Source organism: Paenibacillus sp. 453mf, from assembly GCF_900116105.1.
In the GTDB taxonomy this organism is placed as follows: domain Bacteria; phylum Bacillota; class Bacilli; order Paenibacillales; family Paenibacillaceae; genus Paenibacillus; species Paenibacillus provencensis.
On record NZ_FPAC01000001.1, the window covers coordinates 1,130,892 to 1,153,639 of the forward strand.

At 40.0% G+C, this 22,748-nt stretch carries 25 protein-coding genes; 20 read left to right on the top strand and 5 right to left on the bottom strand.

The window, feature by feature from the left end; translation table 11 throughout:
• Positions 1–510: 510 nt before the first annotated feature.
• Both BM415_RS05485 and BM415_RS05490 read right to left on the bottom strand, forming a co-directional pair.
• Entirely contained in the window at positions 511–975 is a 465-nt protein-coding gene (locus BM415_RS05485) for a hypothetical protein (protein WP_091155442.1), read from the bottom strand.
• 28 nt (positions 976–1,003) lie between these two features.
• The gene (locus tag BM415_RS05490; protein ID WP_091155444.1) at positions 1,004–1,225 is read right to left on the bottom strand and encodes a hypothetical protein; all 222 of its coding nucleotides are present in this window, start codon (positions 1,223–1,225) and stop codon (positions 1,004–1,006) included.
• A gap of 172 nt (positions 1,226–1,397) precedes the next feature.
• On the opposite strand from BM415_RS05490, the gene BM415_RS05495 reads away from it, so the two are divergent.
• Positions 1,398–2,003, top strand: coding sequence for a hypothetical protein (locus BM415_RS05495; RefSeq protein ID WP_091155447.1), 606 nt, complete (start codon positions 1,398–1,400; stop codon positions 2,001–2,003).
• A 36-nt stretch (positions 2,004–2,039) separates the two neighbouring features.
• On the top strand, positions 2,040–2,453 hold the full coding sequence (locus BM415_RS05500; protein WP_091155449.1) for a hypothetical protein: 414 nt from the start codon (positions 2,040–2,042) through the stop codon (positions 2,451–2,453).
• Between the two features lie 55 nt (positions 2,454–2,508).
• Here BM415_RS05500 and BM415_RS05505 read toward each other — a convergent pair whose 3' ends face one another.
• The gene (locus BM415_RS05505) at positions 2,509–3,249 is read right to left on the bottom strand and encodes a phosphodiester glycosidase family protein (protein ID WP_091155451.1); all 741 of its coding nucleotides are present in this window, start codon (positions 3,247–3,249) and stop codon (positions 2,509–2,511) included.
• A gap of 665 nt (positions 3,250–3,914) precedes the next feature.
• On the opposite strand from BM415_RS05505, the gene BM415_RS25440 reads away from it, so the two are divergent.
• The 7 genes from BM415_RS25440 (at position 3,915) to BM415_RS24995 (ending at position 8,043) form a co-directional block, all read left to right on the top strand.
• Positions 3,915–4,436: an HNH endonuclease gene (locus tag BM415_RS25440; RefSeq protein WP_244533156.1), complete on the top strand. Its 522-nt coding sequence runs from the start codon at positions 3,915–3,917 to the stop codon at positions 4,434–4,436.
• 1 nt (position 4,437) lies between these two features.
• Positions 4,438–4,818: a (deoxy)nucleoside triphosphate pyrophosphohydrolase gene (locus BM415_RS05515; protein ID WP_091155454.1), complete on the top strand. Its 381-nt coding sequence runs from the start codon at positions 4,438–4,440 to the stop codon at positions 4,816–4,818.
• A gap of 369 nt (positions 4,819–5,187) precedes the next feature.
• Positions 5,188–5,565, top strand: coding sequence for a hypothetical protein (locus BM415_RS05520; protein WP_091155456.1), 378 nt, complete (start codon positions 5,188–5,190; stop codon positions 5,563–5,565).
• Positions 5,566–5,662: 97 nt separating this feature from the next.
• Positions 5,663–5,914, top strand: coding sequence for a hypothetical protein (locus BM415_RS05525; RefSeq protein ID WP_091155459.1), 252 nt, complete (start codon positions 5,663–5,665; stop codon positions 5,912–5,914).
• A 147-nt stretch (positions 5,915–6,061) separates the two neighbouring features.
• Positions 6,062–6,682, top strand: coding sequence for a hypothetical protein (locus tag BM415_RS05530; RefSeq protein WP_091155461.1), 621 nt, complete (start codon positions 6,062–6,064; stop codon positions 6,680–6,682).
• An 815-nt stretch (positions 6,683–7,497) separates the two neighbouring features.
• Positions 7,498–7,878 carry a hypothetical protein gene (locus tag BM415_RS05535; RefSeq protein WP_091155463.1) on the top strand — a complete coding sequence of 127 codons (381 nt, stop codon included), beginning with the start codon at positions 7,498–7,500 and terminating at the stop codon, positions 7,876–7,878.
• Positions 7,879–8,043, top strand: coding sequence for a hypothetical protein (locus tag BM415_RS24995; protein WP_170862377.1), 165 nt, complete (start codon positions 7,879–7,881; stop codon positions 8,041–8,043). It abuts the gene before it with no gap.
• Here BM415_RS24995 and BM415_RS05540 read toward each other — a convergent pair.
• Together BM415_RS05540 and BM415_RS05545 are read right to left on the bottom strand one after the other, a co-directional pair.
• A complete protein-coding gene (locus tag BM415_RS05540) occupies positions 8,033–8,323 on the bottom strand; it encodes a hypothetical protein (protein ID WP_091155466.1) in 291 nt (96 codons plus the stop codon). The two genes, BM415_RS24995 and BM415_RS05540, sit on opposite strands and share 11 nt — an antisense overlap.
• 298 nt (positions 8,324–8,621) lie before the next feature.
• Positions 8,622–8,831: a hypothetical protein gene (locus BM415_RS05545; protein ID WP_091155469.1), complete on the bottom strand. Its 210-nt coding sequence runs from the start codon at positions 8,829–8,831 to the stop codon at positions 8,622–8,624.
• 355 nt (positions 8,832–9,186) lie between these two features.
• On the opposite strand from BM415_RS05545, the gene BM415_RS05550 reads away from it, so the two are divergent.
• The 11 genes from BM415_RS05550 (at position 9,187) to BM415_RS05600 (ending at position 22,738) form a co-directional block, all read left to right on the top strand.
• Positions 9,187–9,906, top strand: a complete 720-nt coding sequence (locus BM415_RS05550; protein WP_211753649.1) for a hypothetical protein — start codon at positions 9,187–9,189, stop codon at positions 9,904–9,906.
• A gap of 133 nt (positions 9,907–10,039) precedes the next feature.
• On the top strand, positions 10,040–10,531 hold the full coding sequence (locus tag BM415_RS05555) for a DMT family transporter (RefSeq protein WP_091155470.1): 492 nt from the start codon (positions 10,040–10,042) through the stop codon (positions 10,529–10,531).
• A gap of 203 nt (positions 10,532–10,734) precedes the next feature.
• Complete coding sequence (locus BM415_RS05560) at positions 10,735–11,838, top strand: amidohydrolase/deacetylase family metallohydrolase (protein ID WP_091159079.1); 1,104 nt, start codon at positions 10,735–10,737, stop codon at positions 11,836–11,838.
• Positions 11,816–12,925, top strand: a complete 1,110-nt coding sequence (locus BM415_RS05565; protein WP_091155473.1) for a DgaE family pyridoxal phosphate-dependent ammonia lyase — start codon at positions 11,816–11,818, stop codon at positions 12,923–12,925. The genes BM415_RS05560 and BM415_RS05565 overlap by 23 nt, the downstream gene beginning before the upstream one ends.
• 2 nt (positions 12,926–12,927) lie before the next feature.
• Entirely contained in the window at positions 12,928–13,689 is a 762-nt protein-coding gene (locus BM415_RS05570) for a 2-dehydro-3-deoxy-phosphogluconate aldolase (protein WP_091155475.1), read from the top strand.
• Positions 13,676–14,698, top strand: a complete 1,023-nt coding sequence (locus tag BM415_RS05575) for a sugar kinase (RefSeq protein ID WP_244533157.1) — start codon at positions 13,676–13,678, stop codon at positions 14,696–14,698. The genes BM415_RS05570 and BM415_RS05575 overlap by 14 nt, the downstream gene beginning before the upstream one ends.
• Positions 14,699–14,706: 8 nt before the next feature.
• Positions 14,707–15,423: a GntR family transcriptional regulator gene (locus BM415_RS05580; protein WP_091155481.1), complete on the top strand. Its 717-nt coding sequence runs from the start codon at positions 14,707–14,709 to the stop codon at positions 15,421–15,423.
• Positions 15,424–15,490: 67 nt separating this feature from the next.
• Entirely contained in the window at positions 15,491–16,531 is a 1,041-nt protein-coding gene (locus BM415_RS05585) for a LacI family DNA-binding transcriptional regulator (RefSeq protein WP_091155483.1), read from the top strand.
• 183 nt (positions 16,532–16,714) lie between these two features.
• Positions 16,715–17,779 carry a LacI family DNA-binding transcriptional regulator gene (locus BM415_RS05590; protein ID WP_091155485.1) on the top strand — a complete coding sequence of 355 codons (1,065 nt, stop codon included), beginning with the start codon at positions 16,715–16,717 and terminating at the stop codon, positions 17,777–17,779.
• A gap of 370 nt (positions 17,780–18,149) precedes the next feature.
• Positions 18,150–19,565 (top strand): ABC transporter substrate-binding protein, encoded by a 1,416-nt coding sequence (locus BM415_RS05595; protein WP_091155488.1) that lies wholly within the window; start codon positions 18,150–18,152, stop codon positions 19,563–19,565.
• 227 nt (positions 19,566–19,792) lie between these two features.
• Entirely contained in the window at positions 19,793–22,738 is a 2,946-nt protein-coding gene (locus BM415_RS05600) for an extracellular solute-binding protein (RefSeq protein WP_348272305.1), read from the top strand.
• The last annotated feature ends 10 nt before the right edge of the window (positions 22,739–22,748 follow it).

A 22,748-nucleotide genomic window follows, 5' to 3' on the forward strand; every position in this document is an offset into this window, starting at 1 on the left:
CTGATCTAAGGAGGACTAACCCTAGTTTAATGAGGATTTGACTGGTAGGGAAATTGGTTTGAAGGTCTGGGTGAGCTCGTATCGATAGCAAAGCAGTATCCATTTTTGAAAGATAAAATACCTACGGGTCGGAAAAGAAATAAGGAAATGATTTTTACGATAAAAAGAAAAAATTTTACTACCATAAAGATTGATTGATGGGGAGATTGAAAAATACAATTCAAGGTACGAGCATGTAGATGTCCTTACTCCTGAAGGGAGTTCCCATCCCCAAAAGGGTAAAGTAGCAGGACGGAATATCAAAAAAGAAATGCAGTAAAATACCGGTCATCTCGGAATACAATGAGGAACTCATTTAAGAGGCTTTCTTTGGACAAAAATAAGCTGGACCGAAGGAACGATCTAGCTTAATGGTAAACTATTAAATTAATTGTTAGTAAATGTCAACTGATTTGCAACTTTTCATTTTAATGAAACGTTTATCATATAGAAAAGAAAGAAGTGAGTATATTAGCCCCAAGACGAAGGCGCAAGTGCAACCATGCTATATACAGAGTTTGTTTTACTATTTACATGGATTGCATTGAAACTGGAGTCTTTAGCCTTCATTTGAGACGATGTACCAGAATCAAGAAGAACACCAAAACCACAACCGAGTGCTTTTAGGACGTTTCTACAATCCCATGCGGAACCACTTTGTAGATATAACATTACGATTTTGTTGTTGGAACTCTTATAACCGATAGCAGTACGATTAATTTTGCCGCTATTCGTAAAGGAGTTAACAGAGTTAGCATGTTCCACATCGACACATTTATCGATATATGCTTGTTCATTGGCAAAGGAATCGTTTAAATATAGACCAATACCGCCAATTGCCCAGTTAATAATAGAAGTTCCGTATGGAAAATCGCTAATTCGACTGAGAAGGGCTACAGCACATGTGGGAGAACTGCCGCTGTTGTAACTTACCATTGTACTTCGGGTGTATGCACCATTTGCATTAGAAGCGCCATTTGGCCCTAACAGCTACTCCATCTTCTTTTGTAGCAATACCGACAAGGGTAGTGCCTGAGAAGAATGTACCATTAATACCTGGATAAGCGGAACTATAAACGGAACCAGAGATAGAACGAACCGAAACGTCAGCAAGGTCAGCACTAATATAGTGTACACCACTAACACCATTAACCGTTGTATTTCCGCGATATAATGCTTGTCCCATATCGAATTCCCCTTTTCTGTTTGTGATAATACAAGAAGAGGGTGTTATCTTGTTCTTCGCCCCTCAACGAATAAAAGATAACTTCTTGTATTGATATTATAATATATAGCGTAACGTTACGCAATATATTTATTGAGTTAAATTAAATAAAATTAGTTTGGAGATGATTTTAGTGAAATATAAAAAAGGTATTATTAGCATAGTTGCAGTACTGTCATTCGTAGTTGTTTCAGGATGCGGTCAAGCGTTAGATAGTACGAATGTCAGTAATGAAGAGGTTAGTAATGGGCAAAGTGTAGAAAATTCAAGTGAAAAAACCAATACAACCACAGATAAGATTGGTAGTACAACAATTTTGTATCAAAAGGAATTTAGTGAAAAAGATCCCGACCTTTCAGAATTTAAGGAAGGAATCTCTTTTGACTTAACCGAACATGTTAAGGATTTTTTTACTCAGGACATTGCAGATAAACTTCAGAATAATATGGAGTCAATTGTGGAGCACAATGAAGATAAATACAAAGAGAATATGTACGATGATGAATCAATTAAGTTTAATATGGATTGGTTTAATTACAAATATGAAGACGGCGTTAAATTCGAATTCAAAGAAGTTAACGAAATCAATTATGATGAAGATGCTGAACGAATTCAGTTAGTCGTTACATTTTATAGAAATAATCAAGATAAAGAGATTGAGCAGGGCATGATGACGTATTCATTATTAAAGAATAAAGAAAGTGGAGAGTGGTTAATTGCAACAATGGATGGAAACTAAAATAGTTAATTCATCAAATTTCAAAGGAGTTTATATATGGATAGCAGAGCTTCGAATAAAGGAGAAAGTTTTAATAAGTTTATCATAGCGACGATTTTTATCTCTGTATTAACTGTTTTATTATTGTATATATTTGATCGAATCAATCCTAACAATACATTTGAAGGGTACTTTAATTCTTTTAGTGGATTTATAGTATACTTCTTAGGTTATTTGATCCCTACATCTCTAATATTATTTGTCGTTAATTTTGTCATGTTAGTTTCATATGAGCGTTTCAGTGAAAAAGCCGTTTATGTAAAATTGACTTATTATTTAATTGTAATAGCAGTAACAAGTTTAGTTTTATATCTGCTCTTTAGACCAGACTGGCTTCCATACTATCTTTGTTCCATCATACCACCACTTATTTTAGAGAAAAAGTTTCTACTAAAAGAAAAAGCGCATTAAACAAATAACGGTAGCCCTAATATAGGGCTACCGTTTCTTTTTGTGAATGACCAACTTAAAAGGCATTGCGTAGACGAATCATATTGAAAATATGTCTATTCTCTCCATAGAAACTCTTAGAATATGACCCATCCACTTGAACTCTTAAGGAACTGGAACCAGATCCATCTAACACTACTGCATTTTCTGGATTTAGACCAATATATTCAATAGAACTTTTCAAGAGTGGAATATTTATAGCATCTGGAACTACAATTAGATGTGCATTATCACTGCTATCCCATGCGATGGCTGTTCTAGGTGCAGGGAGATTATAAACTGTAGGAGACCAGTCAGCTGAAGCAAAGCTATTTCCACCGATAACGGTTTTGATATTACTAAATCTTGAAGTGACTTCACCAAGAGTTGCTGCGTAAACATAAGCAGCTTTAGTACTACCACTACTGTTTGTATAGACTACCATAGTCTTACGTGCAATGGGGTTAGTGCTGCTGTTTCCGTTGTAATTGTAGTTTCTAGCAAGTGTTCTTCCCTGGTAGCTTACGGTTTTGTTTTCATCTTCAGGACAATATGCAATTGAACTTCCTTGAGCAGGTGGTACATTATATGCATCATCAGAGACAGGACGGAAAAATCCACCGTTTATACCCATGTAGGACGTCGTAGAAATAGGTCTCAGTATTGTTTCTGATTTAATATTGCTTAAATGTGTCTTTATAATCTGCATACGGGGACCATATGCCGCAAATGGTGGGGGTGAACCTAACTTTTGTGAATAAGAGTAATGAACTGCCATATAAAATTCCTCCTCGAAAGTTAAAATTTTGATTTAACTAGTCTGGTGGTGCCTATCAAGAAGAGGGTGTTATCTTGTTTTTCGCCCCTCAACGAAAATAAGATAACTTCTTGTAGTGATATTACATTATATAGCGTATCGTTACGAAATATAATTTAGTAAAATTTATTTGTTATTTTTAAGTGCCCTATTCTGTCAACTATTCTAAAATGGTAGAGTATGATCTTCTTCAGAGAAATTAATATTTTGTTTGGTCGTAGTCTATCAAGCAACATGTGTTTTTTTTAATAAAATCAGATGCATGTATACTTAGTAGTAGAACTAGAAATATAGGGGGCTTTTATGTCACATTGGCACGAGTTGAGAGCAGGAGACACAATAAGTAATGATCAATTATTCAGATTATTTAAATGCGCTCAAAGAGGAGGGATGCGAAGATCAATAAAGACGAATTCACTGGTTATTGTTTCGAATCATGTAGAATCTTTATATGATGATCGGTGGATTAGCGATATTTTACACTATACAGGTATGGGTAGAAATGGAGATCAGAGCAAAACTTTTTTGCAAAATAGGTCCCTTTACGAATCCAAAAGTAATGGGATCGATGTTTTCTTTTTGAGGTTTATAAGAGAATGGAGTATACCTATCGAGGAAAAGTGGAATTGGCAGGAGAAGTGTATCAGGAAGAACAACCTGATGATGAAGGAATGATAAGAAAAGTATGGATTTTTCCAATCAGACTCACAGGTGAAGAACGGGATTATCAACCTCCTGATACATTAGTAAGGGCAGCTAAACAACAGCACGAAAAAAAGGCTAGGAAAATGAGTTATGAAGATTTAGAAAAACGGACTAAACATGCTCGCAAAACTTCTATAGAAAGAAGAGGATTCAACACCACTTACAGTAGAGATCCCTATGTTGCTGAATATGCGAAGCGATGTGCACAAGGTAGTTGTCAATTATGCGAGAACCCCGCTCCATTTCACAATAAGCTCGGAGAGCCTTACTTAGAAACGCATCATATTGTTTGGCTAGCAAGGGGAGGAGAAGATACGATTTATAATACGGTAGCCCTTTGTCCAAACTGCCATAGAAAGATGCATATCCTAGATTTACATACTGATGTAGATAAACTTACTCAAATAGCGTTAGAGGAAGGAATCGATAATGAAGTAAGTTGATGTGGTTGGGCCAATCATTACTAATGAGAATAATGAGATCCTTTGTGCTCTTAGATCCAAACATATGTCCCAGCCTGTGTATTGGAAATTTCCTGGTGGTAAGATTGAAAATGGTGAGGATCATAAAGAAGCTTTAGTTAGGGAGATTAAAGAGGAGTTACTATGTATCATTGAAGTGGGTGAGTATATTACTGAAACTATATATGAATACCCAAATGTTAAGGTTAGATTGTTTACTTATTATGCTCAAATCATAAAGGGGATTCCTTCTGTAACGGAGCATGAGACAATTAAATGGGTTTCTCTAAAGGAGATACAATCCCTGAAGTGGGCTCCTGCTGACATCCCCACAATTGATTATTTAGTACAAGGAAGGATCTAATCCAGCAAGCTTATATTCAGATGATAACTTTTTGTTCTTGAAAAGTTATATCGTTACTCAATATCGAGTATCACTTTCTAAAGGCTTAGGTTGCTCATCAACCTTTTTTTGTTTTTTGTTCTTCTCTAAGGTTTCTGGAAGTCAGTGTCCATTTTTCAATCGAATTTTTCTCATATCTTCTGTGAACAACTTATTACTGTTAGACTGAATTTCTTTGATGTAGTTTCTTTGAGTATCAATTGATTCGAAGCGTGATTTAATACCATCTACACTCCCAATTTCCACCCCGATCCACTTTCTCTTCAAGACTTCTTTTGTGTAATAGAGTAATCCGTTCTGGAGCTAAGAAAGGTAACAGGAGAATGTGATTTGATAGAGAGCATTATAAACAGCATAAACAAAGTTAGAAAAATAAATGATGGTGAGGTATTACTTAACTTAATAAAGGAAGGAGGTTTTGTATTCCTATTTGATGGTTATGATGAAATACCTCTTCAAATCAAGGATAAAGTTACAACTCAGCTTATAGAGTTTATTTCAGCGAATAATATCTATTTTCTATCATCTCGACCAGATGTTGCATTAAGTAGTTTTGGTGACTTTCAGATAATGGTAATAAAACAGCTTAAACCACAAGAATCGTACAGCTTATTAAGGAAATATGATTATAAATCAAAAGTAAAGATTGCTCAACCTCTAATTGAAAAATTGCGTAAATCTCTAAATCTAAGGAATTCATTGACCTAGGACAATTTTTAGGAAATCCATTACTAATTTCGTTTATCTATATTACTTATAAATACAAAAGAGATATTCCTATCAATAAAGGAGACTTTTATAGAAAGTGTATGATGCTCTATTTGAAGACCATGATTATTCAAAAGGTGGTTGGAAGAGAGGAAAAGAATCAGGCTTGACGAAAGAAGGACTTCATAAGTTTTTAAGATCATTTGGATTTTTATGCTTAAGAGAAAACAAAAATGATTTTAGTAAGGATAAGCTTATCAAGTTGATTGATGAAGCTAAAGAAATATCGTATTCAAAAGAATTTGATACAAGCTTATATTTGAAGATATTATTAATACAGTACCATTGATAGTAAAAGATGGACTTACTTATAAATGGGCGCATAAGTCTTTTATAGATTATTTTTCGGCTTGTTTTATTTACCATCATAGTACTCAAAGAGAGAATATTTTAAAATAACATATTCAAAAGTTCACAGTTTGATTTATATAAAAACATGCTTGATATTTACTATGATATTGATGTAGAGTCGTTTGATAAAGTTTTTGTTTTACCAATACTAAATGATTATTTAGACTTTTTAGGAGATATAAGTGTAGTTCAAGATTTAGAACTACAGTATAAACAATATACCTATTTAAAAATAATGCATGTTGGAAGAACAAAAACGTATGAAGAAATACAAATTGACAATTCTTACGAATCGGTGCTAGAAGGTTCAAATCTATATGATGGAAACATAGTATTAATTTCTGAAGGTTATAGTATTTTAGAGGAATCAAGTAGTAGAAAAGATAATTATGTTAGAAACATCTTATGTACAACAAGGTACAATGAATATCAAGTTATTGGGTTGTTACTTAGTAAGAACTCAAGTTTACTAAAGTATATAGAGGTAACTACCATACTTTCAGTTGAAGATCATCCTGTAGATAAAGATATAGTAATGTCATACTTAGATGATGTTTCTTTATTAAAATATGAGGAACTTGAGGTTTTGGTGGAATTACTGAAATCATACTTCCAAGGTTTTAATTATTATAAGATTTTAGAGAAGCAATTAATTGTAGAAAAAAATAATGGGACATATTTCGCTAGTAGAAACAGAAATTTTTAATATATTTTAACTCCTCAATATAAGTAGTCTGAAGACAAAAAAATATCCTGAAAGCGACTCAAATTGAGTCGCTTTCTTCACATATTATTTATCAATCTCAAAAAATTTATTGAAGTGATCCTCTATATATAATTGTAGAGACATTCCATTGTTGTAAGCTTCTTGGATAAGTCTTTGTTTTGTTTGATTGCAAGTAATATACTTACATTTATTGTAAAAAAAGATGTACTAAATGAAACTTTTGAGTATAATTTGAGGTAGTTTAAGATGAAAGTTCCAGTGTATTAAATAATAGCTAAATAAATAAAATAGATAAGGAGAGGATCTAAATTTATTTAATATGAAGTGTGTTAGAATATGTTTAGTCTCCTAAGTTTGAGGTGGAATATCTAAAGTTTTTGGATAGATTGTTAGTAATCTTGAAGGGTAGGATTTTGATTTTAGATAGATCATCTAGACCATAGAAGTTACTTAAACTTGAATAGAAAAGTAGTTTATTTTTGGTTTTGAGATAGATCATCTAGAGCATAGAAGTAACTTAAACTTGAATAGGAAAGTAGTTTGTTTCTGGTTTTAGGATAGATCATTTAGACCTTAGAAGTAACTTAAACTGGAATATGAGAGTAGTTTATTTTGAATTTCGAGGTGATATATTCTGAATCCTCAAACTGGTTTTAGGATAGTTAAATTCGAATTTTAAGCAGCTAGATTTTAACTTCTTGCGACAATTTCTTGATTTAATAAAACATTTTTAGTAATTAATATTGCGTGGCGTTACATGGCGCTATATAACATTAAAATAAAAGGAGACTAATATGAAATACTCCATTAATTTATTTGGTTACACTTTAGATTGTAATCTTAGTTTTAAAGGCGAAGAGTTACAAATCGAGTGTACAGAAGAAAATCAAAAGCTCCTTAAAAATTATCTTTTGCGAGTACTTCCTAGGTATGGTGCGGAGGTAAACAACGAGCTATCTTTTGAAGAACTTATAAAATTTGCAATTGAAGCTGAAAAAACTATGGATGGGCATTTGTCTGAACCAAAAATTAAGTTACCGTATGAATTTCAACCTGAAATAAAGCAGATGTTAATTGAGGCGGCAGAGAAACAAGATTTATCTGCCACCCAACTATTAATACGTATCATTGAAAAAAAATATAGTGAAATTAATGAAATGGGAGGAGAAAACTAGATGGCATACGGTAATAAAGTAAAATTTCATTATGATATACCAGTTTATATAAAACAACAATTAGTAGAAGCTGCAAAGAAATCAAAAATGACAGCTACTGAGTATTTAAGTAGAGCCATAGAAGAGGAATATAATAGGATTAAATCGGAAGAAGTTAAAGAGTAATTTCTTTTAAGCTATTAGAAATTAAATTGAATTCTTCAAGAGGTATCCAGTAATATGTAAAGTCTTTGCTAAAGTAATCTCCTCTAAAAACGTGGCATATTTCTAAGGGTTCTTCAAGGTTTTTTTCAATCACTAGAAAAACATAGTTGTTTTTATCTGACTTAACATGCTTATAAGTAAGAAATTGGTCATCTGAGTATAATGTTCTATCTTTAATGAACTTTTTAACGCTTGCTGGAAGGGTTTTTAATGCTTCGCAATTTTCTTTAGTAATATCCATATAGATTTAGTACCTCCTAGGTAGTGAATTTTGCTTATTATACGAACTTACGTTCTCTTTTTGTTCTAATACTATTATAATATATAGCCCTCTTTTTGTCTTATTTTATATTCTAATTTTCAAATTTTTGATACGTAATGTTTCATAACTTAGAGCTTTTTAATGACGAGATTCAATGATTGAAGCTAATGCTAAAGAAAGTACATTATGAATTCTATAACAATAGGTGGTATTTATAGAAGAAGGATCAGATGAATAATTATCATCTGATCCTTCTTGCTTTATTATGGAATACAACTTATTTTGAACCTACTTTCTTTATACTTGAGGGATCATGATGAATAATTTCAACTAAGGAGTCAATTGAAGTGTTTAATTTATCAATGCGTTGTTCCAGACCTTCCATTTGCTTATTGAACTTAGTAAGAACTGTTTGTAATTGAATAAGAGAAACTGCAATAGGAAATCCTACACTTCCAATTAGCTGACCAATCACTTGGTAATCCATAAGTTTCACCTCCTTTTTTTATGGTGAATATATATTACTACATTATAATACGTTACGTAGCGCATTATTTTGAACAAATTAAATGACTGAGTGGATAATATAAAAAAGGTGGCCACTGCCACCATTCCTAGAGGGAATCTCTTATTAAAGAGCTACGAATTAAATTTCTTACTAAATTGAGATAGAGTTTTAAAATTATTCTCTGAAATACAGTTATAGGAATACTCTGGCGCTATATAATCGCCTGTGAAAATATGGAATAATTTAAGCTTATCATAAGGGTTATTCTCAAATAAAAAGAGGGTATAGTTCGTCTCGTTGTGTTCAAGCATAATTAGGCAAGAGTACTGTTAAAATGACTGATTTCTTGTATGAATTTTCACCAGAAATTTCGTTCATACAGTGTGATGGAACTGTAATTGTGGTTCAGGAAAATCTAAAAACAGTTATCAAACCAAAAAGTGGTATTAAGTTATCATCAGATGTTCTTAAGGCTGTTAACTGGCCTGATCTTGGGGTCAATATTAAATCGGAATCTCAAGGAAGAGGAAGAAAGATTGATTCTATACAATACGCTACGATACATAATATTATCGATCAAAGCTCAGACATTATTTTTGACGATGATGGATCAGGGGAAATTGCTGATATTGTTTCAGTTAAAATTGATATGCAGCATAAAAAAATAGTATTTCATCTATATCATTGTAAGTATTCACACGGAGAGCATCCCGGTGCTCGTGTCTCAGATCTATATGAAATATGCGGCCAAGCTGAAAAATCAATTATGTGGAATGATAATGTATTAGAAATAATACAAAGAATGATTGAAAGGGAAAATTCGAGGCAGAGAAGTTATGGTGAAACACGATTTGAAAAAGGTATCTTACAAACTTTAAATATGTTAAAAAAGATGGTGAGAGCTGGTTATGAAACAGAATTTGAAATCTCTATTGTCCAACCCGGGGTATCGATATTAGAGATCATAAATTCTATGAAACAAACTATTCTTGCAACAGATACTTATTTAAAAGATACGTTTGGTTTACGTTTGACATGCTTTTTTAGTAATTAAATGAATACTTTTCCTTATAAAAAAATATAACAAAGACATAATAGGGAGCGTGCGACTGTAAAGGGAAAACTGTAACCTAACTTGTAGAGAGTTTTAAAAAAACGACCATTAAAGACTCAAGCAGCTAAAACTTATGGGTATGGTTTTCTGCAAAACATGGTCCAAAATGACATTAAGTACAATGCGTCAAGGCTTTGTTCTAGGGGCTGTTCTGTTCGCTGCCTTTGTATTTATTACTTATGGGGTCAAACAAACAACCACTTCTCAGGCCGGATTTCTAATCAGCCTATCTGTCGTATTTGTACCGATCCTGGTATCAATTGTCCAAAGACGCTGGCCTGAAGCCAAAATCGTATGCAGTATTTTGTTAGCCATTGCGGGGATCGGGCTTCTTACGCTTGAGAACAGCATGCAGCTCAAAACAGGTGATCTGTTATGCATTATGGGAGCCCTGAGTTATGCACTGTACATCCTTCTATCGGGGCGTATGGTCCAGCAAGGGGATGGCAGGGCACTGAGCATACTGCAGCTTGGTTTTGCCGGAGGACTCGCACTACTCTTCAGCATCCTGTTTGAAGAACCGAAGTTCAAAAAACGAAACCCATCGCAACGGTTCGGGATATAATAGGTGCATTACAGGTATATTGAATAAAATATAGCTATGGTAACCAAGGTAATGAAAGTAATCAAGGCGTTTTCAATTGAGAAAACGTCTTTTTGGTATGGCTGTAAATCATTCAAACATTATAACGTTATATTTACCTTAAGCTTGATCTGTGTTAAGGTACTAGTGAAAAGCGGAAGGACATGGAGATGGAGGAGGCTGTAATGCATACGCGAGTACTTCGTTCAGTGAGGACCGTTCATTCGGAGCAGAGGTTTGATCTGGTGCTCAGGCAGGGACAAATCGCTGCCATAGAGAAATCAGGAACAGCTGCAGGGGATGAAATTATAAATTGTTCAGGTCAATATGTATCGAGCGGGTGGATTGATATGCACGTCCATGCGATGGATACCTATCAGCCTTATGGTGATGACGCGGATAAGATCGGCGTGAGCCAAGGCGTTACTACAATTCTTGATGCAGGAAGCTGCGGTGCGGATCATATGGAGGAGCTGTATCGCCTGAGCAGGACAGCAGAGACAAGATTGCTTGCCTTATTAAATATCTCTCGGATTGGCCTGGGCTTACGGCAAGATGAGCTGAGCAGAGCAGAGTGGATCGACCAGCAATTAGCCGTCGAGACAGCAGCCAGATACAGCGGTTTTATCGTCGGACTCAAGGCGAGAATCAGCAGAAGTGTAGTCAAAGAAGAAGGGATAAGCCCATTGAATGCAGCCCTTCGCATATCGGAACAAGTCCATCTGCCACTCATGGTCCACATAGGTTCCGGCCCTCCGGGCATCAATGAAGTGCTGAACGGGCTGAGAGAAAGAGATATCGTCACTCATTATCTCCATGGGAAGGCCAATAACATCTTGGATGACAAGAATGAGCTTATACCCGATTTGAAATCGGCTATCCGTCGCGGAGTACATTTGGATGTCGGACATGGAACGGCAAGCTTCTCCTTTCGTGTTGCTGAGATTGCCAAAGATTGTGGAGTCCATCCTGATACCATCAGTTCAGACATATATAGAGGGAATCGCCTGAATGGTCCTGTGCACAGTCTTGCCGATGTGATGACTAAATTTATGGTCATCGGCTATACTCTTGCCGAAGTTATAGATCGGGTGACCATCCGGGCAGCAGACTGGCTTGGACGGCCGGAGCTGGGACGAATTCAAGTCGGAGATGAAGCTAATCTCACTTTGTTTGAAGTGGTACCTGAGTCAAGAACAATGATCGATTCGAATGGAGATACACGTCTTGCCGAATCCGTTATTCAACCGAAAGGAGCAATCATAGGTGGAAACTTCTATTCTTCATAAATACGGATTAAAAAGAGTGATTAATGCAAGCGGCAGAATGAGCATTCTCGGCGTATCTGCACCGACTGACACCGTAATGGAGGCAATGAAGCAAGGTGGACAGCAGTACGTCGAAATTAGTGATTTAACGAACAAGGCAGGAGAGCATATTGCGAACCTCCTCGGTGCAGAGGCAGCCGCGATTGTCAATTCAGCTTCTAGCGGCATCGCCTTGTCAGTGGCAGCTATGGTTACTCAAGGAAACCGGGCCCTAAGCCTCAAGCTGCATCAAGAGACGATCAGCAAAAATGAGATTGTGATGCTGAAAGGTCACAACGTCCAATATGGAGCACCTGTAGAGACGATGATTTATTTGGGCGGAGGCAGGCTGGTAGAGGCCGGATATGCGAACGAAGGCAAGCAGGAGCATCTTGAGGATGCGATTACGGAACGAACGGCTGCAATTCTTTATGTGAAATCACATCATAGTGTTCAGAAGAATATGATCTCTGCTGCTGAAGCATGGGAGGTGGCAAGAGAGCATCAGGTTCCTTTTATAATTGACGCGGCAGCTGAGGAGGATTTGAAGAGCTATATATCCATTTCCGATCTCGTTATTTATAGCGGCTCCAAAGCGATCGAAGGACCTACATCCGGTATCGTGGCCGGCAAAAGCAAATATATTGAATGGCTTAAAGTACAGCTGCACGGAATAGGCAGAAGCATGAAGGTTGGCAAGGAGTCCTCATTCGGTCTGCTGCAGGCACTGGACGAATATTTGGTCAAACAGGATCGGAGCGAAGAAGAGAAGCAGTCTCTAATGGAGCTTGCTGCATTATCTGAACTCGCAGGAATCGAAATGAGCATCGTACAGGATGAGGCAGGACGACTTATTTATCGGGGACGAATCAAGGTGAATGCAGATGAAGCCGGCATAAATGCAGCACAAATGGCAGAGAAGCTCCGTACAGGAGACATTGCCATATATACTCGGGATTACGGCGTCAAGCAAGGTTACTTCGATATTGATCCAAGGTCGCTTAAGGGAGACGATATGAAGGTTATTTTCGATAGAATTATAGAGATCACTAAGGGAGGCCTAATTTAGAGATGAACAAAATCGCAGAGCGATTATATAACGGCCGTGCCGCACTGAACGTTCTGGCCGGAAGTGTGAACAATGCGAAGGAAATTTTTGAAGCAGCGGAAGGATATGTGCTGATCGGTGTATTATCCAAGAACTATCCGGATGCAATTTCAGCAGCAGAAGCGATGCAGGGCTATGGTGAGGTATGTGCGGATGCCATCTCTATCGGACTTGGTGCAGGAGATCCGAGACAGTCGGAAGTTGTGAGTAGAATTGCAGTTCGTTATGCAGGATCTCATATCAATCAGGTGTTTACCGGGGTTGGGGCTACTCGTGCGAACCTAAGCGGCAAGGACAGCTGGATCAACAGCCTTGTGTCACCATGCGGCAAGCCGGGATTCGTGAATCTGTCTACCGGGCCTGCCAGCTCCGTTCTGGCTGAGAAAGCGATTGTGCCCGTAGAAGCTGCGATTGCTCTCGTGGCGGATATGGGAGGAAACGCACTGAAGTATTTTCCGATGAACGGACTTGAAACAAAAGAAGAATTCATAGCAGTCGCTAAGGCTTGCGCCAAGGCGAACTTTGCTCTTGAGCCAACCGGAGGCATCGACAAGGACAATTTCAGAGATATCCTTCGGCTTGCTCTTGATGCAGGAGTTCCGCAAGTGATACCGCATGTGTACTCCTCCATTATTGATAAGGAGACAGGCTTAACTAACATCCAGGACGTACTTGAACTGACACAAATTCTGAAGTACGAGGTGGATGCGCATGCAGACACATAAGCGAATTACCGCTTTTGGTGAAGTGATGATGCGGCTATCTGTCCCGAATTATGAGACACTGTCCCAATCCAGATCACTTACTTATTCCTTTACTGGAACAGGGGTTAACATCTCTGCAGGGATGGCTCGCTTAGGGCATGAAGCATCAATAGTTACCACCGTCCCTGACAATTCCCTTGGAGATGCGGCTATGGCTTCACTTCGAGCTTTAAATCTGAACACACGCTTTGTACGCGCAGAGGGCAGCATCCTTGGGAGCTACTTCCTGGAAACTGGATATGGTGCCAGACCAACAAGAGTAACCTACGGAAGCCGGAAGAACAGCAGCTTCAACAGCACAGCTAAAGATGTTTATAACGCAGCAGCGATTGCTGAAAATACAGATTGTTTGCATTTATGCGGTATTGGTCTCGCTATGAATGCTAATGTTCGATACCAAATGAAATCACTCGCAGAAAAGGTCAGATCGGCTGGCGGGAGCGTTGTTTTTGATTGCAATTACAGGAGCACACTATGGGATGAAGAAGAACGCAAGCATGCAAAATCGTATTATGAGGAGATGCTGCATCTTGCAGATATCGTCATGATGAATGAGCGGGATGCAATTTCTCTGCTCGGATATCAGTCCAGTTATGAGGGGCGTACCGAGCAGCTTCAGGAGCTTATTCCTATGATTGCGTCAAAATACGCTATAAGAATTATTGCAGGCACTCAGCGTACTATCGGTCCAAACGATCAGCATATGATTACCGGATTTATGTACAAGAATGATATGATGAAGGTTGGAAGACCGATGAATGCAGCTGTTCTGGACCGGGTCGGTGCAGGTGATGCCTACACGGCTGGCATTATACACGGAGATATTAGCGGCTATGAGGCTCAATATGCGGTTCAATTTGCGACAGCGGCTTCCATTCTGGCTCATACCGTGCCGGGCGATACAGCGGCTTTATCCGAGCAGGATATTATAAAGACCATGCAAGAGCTTGCACCCGATATTGAAAGGTAGTGATATTTGTGTCCTTGTCAAGAAAGAAAGGACCGCTCTATTTACAGCTTAAAAAGATCATTCGAGATCGAATTGTGCATGGGCAATACCCCGTTGGCACATTGATCCCTTCTGAGCCCCAGCTGGAGCAGGAATTTGCGGTGAGCAAAATGACCGTTAGAAATGCGATTAAGGAGCTGCAGCAGGAAGGGTACGTGATGAAGCAGAGTGGTGTAGGGACAACAGTTCAACGAAATAGCGTAGCACCGCAACTATCGAAGGGCAAGCAGTTTACGGAGATATTGGTTGAACAAGGGGCGACGATACACAAACGGCTGGTTGGCAAGTATATGGAGCAAAATGGGCCGGGTAGCGAAGCTTATACGCTGTTTGGTGATCGTTGCTTGTGCTTGGAACGCTTATACCTGTTAAATGACCTGCCCTTTATCTATTATGAGCATAGATTGGCGTTAGGTCTTACCGAGGCAGAGGAGTGGACGCTGGGAGATGAGTTTTCCTTATATGAATGGTTAGAAGATCATGATCTGGTTGCCGAACAGTACCGTGATCAATTTACGGTGGCTCCTTTATCTGCCCGCATCGCCAGTGAATTGGGCATGTCTGAAGGAGATGTTGTGCTGAGACGACAGAGGTTTGCTTATACGAGTGATGGTCGTGCTGTAGAGTGGAGCACTGGATATTACAACACATCATTAAGCCCCTATATCGTCAATTATCAACTCTAACGTGGTATTTTTCACCCGAATTATGATAAGATGACCTATATCTTTACACTAGAAAACAGGTGAAAAAATGCGGAACAAAGTAACGATGCAGCAAATCGCTGATGCAGCAGGCGTTTCCAAGTTTGCCGTGTCCAGAGCTTTGACTGGAAAGAGCGGAGTAAGCGAGACGACACGGGAAATGATTATTCGAACAGCCGGTCAGCTTGGTTATTTCAAGAATGCAGCCGGACCTGGCAAACCAGTAAACGGAGAATTACTCAAAGAGCAACCTATAACTGATAACCGTAAAGGATCCGGAACCATCGTTGTTCTCTTTCCGAACATCCGATACCAGAACATGGATTCTCTCTATTGGGGGCCCGTATTTGAAGGGATCTCAGCTCGTTTGAATGAGATCGGACATGATATCTTAACACTGACCGAGCCTTCTTCTGAGAAGATCTTTTCCTTGCTGAATCCTGATGCAATTCAAGGGATTATTACGGTAGGAACCGTATCTGTCTCGTTACTGCTGGAATTTCAAAGACTCCAAATTCCTGTAGTTATGGTTGATCATATTGAGCCCGTATTTCACTGTGATACCGTATTCAGCGATAATATTACACTAATGCGAGAAATAATGAATGGCCTGATCGGCAGGGGTTATCGGAAATTCCAATTTGTTGGGAATATTAAGGAAGCGCCGAGTTTTATGGAACGATGGACTGCTTATCGTATGGCACTTGACGAGCATGGGATTGAATGCCCGCAGAATGAGTCTATGCTCGGCTATCAGGAGGATGTGGATATGATACACTCCATCCGTGAGATTCCGCCAGAAGAAATACCGGAAGTATTTGTATGTGTGAACGATATCACTGCACGTTTTGTTATTGAGGAATTACATAAGGCAGGACGAGCAGTTCCGGATAGCTGTTCGGTGACGGGCTTTGATAATGTGGAAACAGATCAGCCAATACTGGCAACCGTTGATGTAAACAAAGCTCTTCTTGGCAAGAGAGCAGTAGATCAATTGATATGGAGGTTAGCTCATCCTGATTCCCCTTATGAGAGACTGTTAATTCAAGCCGATCTCATCATTAGAGACAATTTTGCTGTATCTAGATGAGGTGATATTAAGCATATCTCTTTCCTAACCTTTTTTGGTCAAGAGAGATATGCTTTTTTCATAGAAGTTCAGTTTGTTATGATTTGTTATGAGTATTGAATAACAATTATTGTTTGGTTTAGGTTGATATTATGCTAATATAGAGCAGAAGTAGATTCTGTAGATGGAAGCATAGGTGATAGCATGCGCAAAAAGGTTACCATTCAGCAAATTGCCAACCAGGCAGGTGTGTCCAAATTCTCGGTTTCACGTACTCTGACTGGCAAACCAGGTGTTAGCGAGCGGACACGTGAATTAATCGTACATGTTGCAGAACAGCTTGGTTATTACAATCACATGCCAAACTCTGTTTCCGAGAGTAACATAGCTGGATCAGGAGACAATTTCAACAAAGAAAAGAGAAACCGAGGTACAATTCTTGTTCTTTTCCCCAATGTTAGGTTTCAGAATTATGACTCAGCCTACTGGGGGCCTATTCTGGAGGGAGTAACAACCCAGCTCAATGAATATGGACTTGACATCCTGACGGTAACTGAGCCGTCACATGATAATTTGTTCTCTCTGCTTAATCCAGAGGCGATCAGGGGCACAATAACGGTCGGGGCGGTCTCATCCGTAAGTTTGTTTGATCTGCACAAGCTCGAAATCCCGGTTGTAATGATTGATCATATGGACGCTTCGTTATGCTGCGACATGATATTCACGGATAACCAGACCAGTATGAGAGAATTGATGTATCTTCTTGTAACCAAAGGATTCAGAAACTTTCAATTTGTGGGCAACAAGACTGAGGCTTACAGCTTCTTTGAACGCTGGACGGTATTTAGGCTGGTACTTGAACAATATGGTATTGCCTGTACTCAGAATGATCTGCTGCTCAAGGGAACTTTCGAGGATATTGGGCAGGCCTTAACAGAAATGCGAGGTACGCTTCCTGAAGTGTTCGTATGCATGAATGATGCAACAGCGCTGGATTTAATCGAACAGCTTGGTAGACATGGGATTAAGACTCCAGATGAATGTTTGGTTACTGGATTTGATCATATCAATGATCTTCATAGTATTTCTGTAACAGTGCATGTGAATAAGAGGATGCTGGGCATGCGAGCAGTCGATCAGATGTTGTGGCGAATTGCTAATCCGGAGGCGGCAATGGAGAAGAAACAGCTGGCGGCGGATTTGATTATACGGAATCAGCTGAGTATTCCGATAAGAAGAGCCGAAGATGCGGCAGCCAGCACTAACTAATACCGAAATATGCAAATCCTGAACGAAATAATAATAAGCTGTACTGATGGAGTTCACCATTAGGACGGCTTTTTTGGTTTTTGTTCGAACGACGCTGTTCCCTGTAATAGCACGTGAAGCAAATCATATATTCATATTACTCAGCATAAAATAAAAAGACAAACAACCAAAATAAAATAACTTAAAAATAACAAAAATAAAAATAAATAAAAATATTTGACTGATATTACCAGATGGTGTTATTGTTGTTTTGTAAATTGATTGCATTAACATAACGGGTGGTGGTCATTTACAGCATGAAACAGCAGACACGTCAGACAGCGCATGCAGACAGCAAAATTGATGAATCCAAAGGGGAGGGTAATTTTCAATGAGAAAAATGAAAGCGCTTTTAAGTTTATTGATGGTGTTTACGTTCATCTTTTTGGCAGCGTGTTCTGGAGGTGATGCTGACGCACCAGCGACGACTCCAGAGACGAATACGGAAGCTGCAGGCAATAATGATACGGAACCAACCACCGAAACGGATACCGAAAATACTGAAGAGGCAGTTGCCGAAGACGTGCCCGATTTAGGCGGGCGAGTCATCAAGCTGTCATCCTGGTGGGATCTCACGCCAACAGATACAGATGCACAAGGCAAAGCATTGGTAGAGCAGCTGAAGAAGACAGAAGAGAAATACAACGTGAAATTTGAATTCGTTAACATACCTTATGAAGAATACATGGAAAAATTCACAGCCTCCGTATTGGCGGGAGAGCCTCTCGCTGATATCACTTACCTCGAATACAAAGCAGCACTTCCTGCCATTCAGAAAGGCCAGCTACACAAAATTTCGGAATTTACAACACCTGAATCCAGCATTAACACGGATCAGCGCTTAGCTAATGCCGGTCCGGCACTACTTGGAGAGCAATACGGGTTCTACGGCGGCATGCCAAGTAACGGCGGCGTAGGAATCCACTACAACAGAGATTTGTTCGAAGAGCTGGGACTGCCAGATCTCCAAGAATTATACGACAAAGGCGAATGGACCTGGGATAAGATGCTACAGATTGCCAAACAGGCAACAAAGGATACAAACAATGATGGAAAAATGGACACATGGGGCTTCTCCGGCTGGTCCGCTCAAGTTGGACGGAATTTAATCGTAGCAAACGGCGGCAATACCGTACTCGATCCAGAAGGCGACGAGACGAAGCCGAAGGAAGGCTTGACTGACCCTCGCACGATTGAGGCCATCGAATATCTGGTATCTCTGTACAACAATAACGTGGTCAAAGTGAAATCGGGAGACAAGTCACTGTGGGAAGAAACAGACACTTTCAAGGACGGCGATATTGCCATGTTCCACGCTGCACAATGGCAAATTGGAGATATTAACTTTGAGATCGGTGTTGTTCCTTATCCAATTGGACCTCAAGGAAATCCTGAAGTCACATATGGAGACACGGCCCTAAATGCCTACTTCATTCCTAAGGGTGTGAAGGACCCGGAACTTGTGTATCAGATCTTCGAAGAATTGTATGATGTTCCACAGCTGGAGGAGTATCCTTCACAGAACTACTTAGAAAGTCTGTACTCTTATGAAGATGACATCCGCATCATAAGAGAGAACATCACAGGAACAGGTTTGGTATCTCTTGATGAGGCTTATCCTGAGTACCCGTATTACAGCTTTGTTACTGACGTTCTTGTTGAGAACGCTTCCGTAGCTTCGGCAGCGGAAAAATACAAACAGCAGGCTCAGGCATCGATTGATAAGCTGGAAGCACAAAATAAATAATGGGTTCCGCAATTATCAGCTTGGAGAAAGAGGGGCAGGGATTTAAGATTCATAATGCCCTGCCCCTCTCTTTATTAAGCTTCGACCTAGATTGAATGAACTAAAGATTTCATTGTTCTATAGCTTAAGATCAACACAGATCGAGTATTTACCTATGATTTCTTATGTTCAATCTATCTGCAAAGGAAATGAACTATGCTGCCTATGGTAGTAGGGAGGCGTGCGATTTGAATCCGCTGATGCGTGTGCAAACATGGTTAAAAGTGATACTGGTATTTGCGGTCGGCTCCTCTGTGCTGTTCTCTTCTTCAGTCATAGGAACTGTCGCTGCCGATGAGAATACTTCGATACTTCAATCTTCGGAGCAAGCCCCCATGTTGTCACAAGATCTGATTCTGACTAATGATGAATCATATAGTGAATATGTTGAGAAGTTCGAGGGGGAGTCTTACCCTGACCAAGAGATCGTACTGGATGCAGCCAAGGTAAGCTCTCTTGAGGGGGAAGGTTCAGAAATCGTTTCAGACGTTGAGGGAGCCTCAGGGCCATCTATAAAAACTGGAGAAGACAGTACTTTGGAATGGACTTTTGAGGTCGAAGCAGCAGGCCTTTACTATATTTCATCCACCTATTATCCGACCGAGGGCAAGAGCTCAGCAATCGAACGAAGTCTGCTCATTGATGGAGAACTTCCATTTCGTGAAGCGGCATTCATTCAAATGGACCGGGTATGGGACAATCTGAAGCCCGAGGTTGAGCAGGATAATCGAGGCAATGATCTTCGTCCTCAGCAGCATGAGACCCCGGCTTGGCAAACGACATTGCTTAAGGATTCTAATGGCTATTATGAGGAGCCGTTTGCATTTTATTTCAGCCATGGCTCACATACCTTATCTTTAATTGCACAACGTGAGCCGGTGATCATCAAGGAGCTTGTGCTTCATAAATATGAGGAGCCGGCCGCTTATGAAGAATATGCAAGCCTGAAGACATCTGAAGGAATGGATTCACCCGCCGGAGTTCTTATTGAGCTGCAGGCAGAGGACGCTACAGCGAAATCATCCCCAACCCTCTATCCGCTGATGGATAGATCCAGCCCGGCAACATATCCATACAGTCCGAAGCTGTCTAAAGTGAACACGATCGGCGGCTATAACTGGCGTATCCCAGGTCAGTGGATTGAATGGGAGGTTGAGGTTCCGAAGGAAGGACTTTATAAACTTGCTTTTAACGCTAAGCAGAATTTTGTAAGAGGGATCTATTCGACTAGAAAGATGACTATTAACGGAGAAATTCCTTTCGAAGAAATGAGCAGAATTCCTTTTAGATACGAGAATGGATACGAAATGCGAATCATGGAAGATGAATCAAGCGAGCCTTATTTGTATCATTTGAAGGCAGGCACTAACACCATCCGCATGGAGGTCACACTTGGTGAGTTTGCTCCGCTCATTCGCGAAGTAGAGAATAGCCTTATCGAACTGAATTCCATGTATCGCAAAATTCTGATGATAACAGGTACTGCCCCTGATGAGGTGCGGGATTATCGAGTTGATGAACGGATTCCTGACCTGCTTGAAGTGTTTAGCCAAGAGAGCGAACGATTGAAGCAAGTAGGAGCACAGCTAAGAGCATTGTCCCAAGGCAGCGGTGACCAGGATGCACTGTTGAAAACAATGTCATTGCAGCTTGATGAAATGGTAGATGATCCGGACACCATACCTAGACGATTACAGGCCTACAAGACCAATACAGGCGGACTGGGTACATGGCTCCAGCAAATACGGGAACAGCCGCTTGAGATCGATTCTATCTACATAGCTTCATCAGACCAAACAATCTCTAATAAGGGAAGCAGCTGGTTCGCGGAAATATGGCATGAAATCGTAACCTTCTTCTACTCCTTCTTCATTGATTATGATTCCATCGGAAGTGTAGCGAGCGAATCAGAGGAGGGACGAACGGTCACCGTATGGATCGGAAGTGGTCGAGATCAGGCGAATACGATCAAATCGATGATTGATGAGACATTTACACCGGAGACAGGGATTCAGGTTAATCTGAAGCTGGTACCAATGGGCTCCTTGCTGCCTGCCACCTTATCAGGCCAGGGTCCGGATGTCGCCATGCAGATGGGAAATGACATTCCTGTCAACTACGCGATGCGTAATGCAGCTGCTGATATTTCTGTATTTTCGGACTACGATGAGGTGGCCGCAAGATTTCGTGACAGCGCCTTAGTGCCGTACTCCTATGAGGATGGAGTGTATGCACTTCCTGAAACACAGACGTTCAACATGCTGTTCTATCGCAAGGATGTTCTGAATGAATTGGGTCTCGAAGTGCCGCAGACATGGGATGAAGTATGGAATCTTCTCTCCGTGCTTGATAAGAACCATATGGATTTTGGACTGCCGCTCGTCGTTCAGCCAAGCTATCCAGGAGAGAATGTACCTCCGAACTCTGTATATTCGATGCTGCTCTTCCAGACGAACGGAGAGTTCTATCGTGAGGGAGGCAAGGAGTCGGACCTTGATTCCCAGATTGGTATTGATGCCTTTAAACAATGGACTGAGTTCTATACGGATTACAAGCTGGAACGGGAATATGACTTTGCAAACCGTTTTCGAACGGGTGAAATGCCAATCGGGATTGCTGATTATACGACGTATAACCAATTGACCGTATTTGCACCTGAGATCCGTGGAATGTGGGGTTTTACAGTGATTCCAGGTACGGAAAGTGAAGATGGGGGGATTAATCGCTCTGTGGCCAGCGGTGGAAGTGGTGTACTTATGCTCGAAGGAGCAGACGACAAAGAAGCCGCCTGGGAGTACATGAAGTGGTGGACCAGCGAGGAAACACAGGTCAAATTCGGGCGTGAGATGGAAGGCTTAATGGGTGCAGCCGCAAGATACCCTACCGCGAATATTAATGCACTTGAGAAGCTGCCATGGCCAGTCGAGGATTTCGATCAACTTCAGGCCGGATTTGATTGGGTTCAAGGTATTCCGGAAGTGCCGGGTGGTTACTTTACAGGACGACATCTCATTAATGCTTTCTATCGTACGGTTGACGGACAGACGGAACCGCGCGAAGCGCTGATGGATTACGTTCAATATATTCAGGATGAGATTCGTGCCAAGCGCAGTGAATTTGGTCTGACCGAATAGAGGGGGGATA

What these genes read in the sequence shown, in the direction of transcription:
- BM415_RS05485 (WP_091155442.1), bottom strand. Translation starts at nt 975, where the DNA reads ATGGTAAGTTACAACAGCGGCAGTTCTCCCACATGTGCTGTAGCCCTT.
- BM415_RS05500 (WP_091155449.1), top strand. Translation starts at nt 2,040, where the DNA reads ATGGATAGCAGAGCTTCGAATAAAGGAGAAAGTTTTAATAAGTTTATC.
- BM415_RS05550 (WP_211753649.1), top strand. Translation starts at nt 9,187, where the DNA reads ATGACTGATTTCTTGTATGAATTTTCACCAGAAATTTCGTTCATACAG.
- BM415_RS24995 (WP_170862377.1), top strand. Translation starts at nt 7,879, where the DNA reads ATGGCATACGGTAATAAAGTAAAATTTCATTATGATATACCAGTTTAT.
- BM415_RS05590 (WP_091155485.1), top strand. Translation starts at nt 16,715, where the DNA reads ATGCGCAAAAAGGTTACCATTCAGCAAATTGCCAACCAGGCAGGTGTG.
- BM415_RS05595 (WP_091155488.1), top strand. Translation starts at nt 18,150, where the DNA reads ATGAGAAAAATGAAAGCGCTTTTAAGTTTATTGATGGTGTTTACGTTC.
- BM415_RS05530 (WP_091155461.1), top strand. Translation starts at nt 6,062, where the DNA reads ATGCTTGATATTTACTATGATATTGATGTAGAGTCGTTTGATAAAGTT.
- BM415_RS05560 (WP_091159079.1), top strand. Translation starts at nt 10,735, where the DNA reads ATGCATACGCGAGTACTTCGTTCAGTGAGGACCGTTCATTCGGAGCAG.
- BM415_RS05545 (WP_091155469.1), bottom strand. Translation starts at nt 8,831, where the DNA reads ATGGATTACCAAGTGATTGGTCAGCTAATTGGAAGTGTAGGATTTCCT.
- BM415_RS05575 (WP_244533157.1), top strand. Translation starts at nt 13,676, where the DNA reads ATGCAGACACATAAGCGAATTACCGCTTTTGGTGAAGTGATGATGCGG.
- BM415_RS05570 (WP_091155475.1), top strand. Translation starts at nt 12,928, where the DNA reads ATGAACAAAATCGCAGAGCGATTATATAACGGCCGTGCCGCACTGAAC.
- BM415_RS05505 (WP_091155451.1), bottom strand. Translation starts at nt 3,249, where the DNA reads ATGGCAGTTCATTACTCTTATTCACAAAAGTTAGGTTCACCCCCACCA.
- BM415_RS05490 (WP_091155444.1), bottom strand. Translation starts at nt 1,225, where the DNA reads ATGGGACAAGCATTATATCGCGGAAATACAACGGTTAATGGTGTTAGT.
- BM415_RS05555 (WP_091155470.1), top strand. Translation starts at nt 10,040, where the DNA reads ATGGGTATGGTTTTCTGCAAAACATGGTCCAAAATGACATTAAGTACA.
- BM415_RS05585 (WP_091155483.1), top strand. Translation starts at nt 15,491, where the DNA reads ATGCGGAACAAAGTAACGATGCAGCAAATCGCTGATGCAGCAGGCGTT.
- BM415_RS05535 (WP_091155463.1), top strand. Translation starts at nt 7,498, where the DNA reads ATGAAATACTCCATTAATTTATTTGGTTACACTTTAGATTGTAATCTT.
- BM415_RS05540 (WP_091155466.1), bottom strand. Translation starts at nt 8,323, where the DNA reads ATGGATATTACTAAAGAAAATTGCGAAGCATTAAAAACCCTTCCAGCA.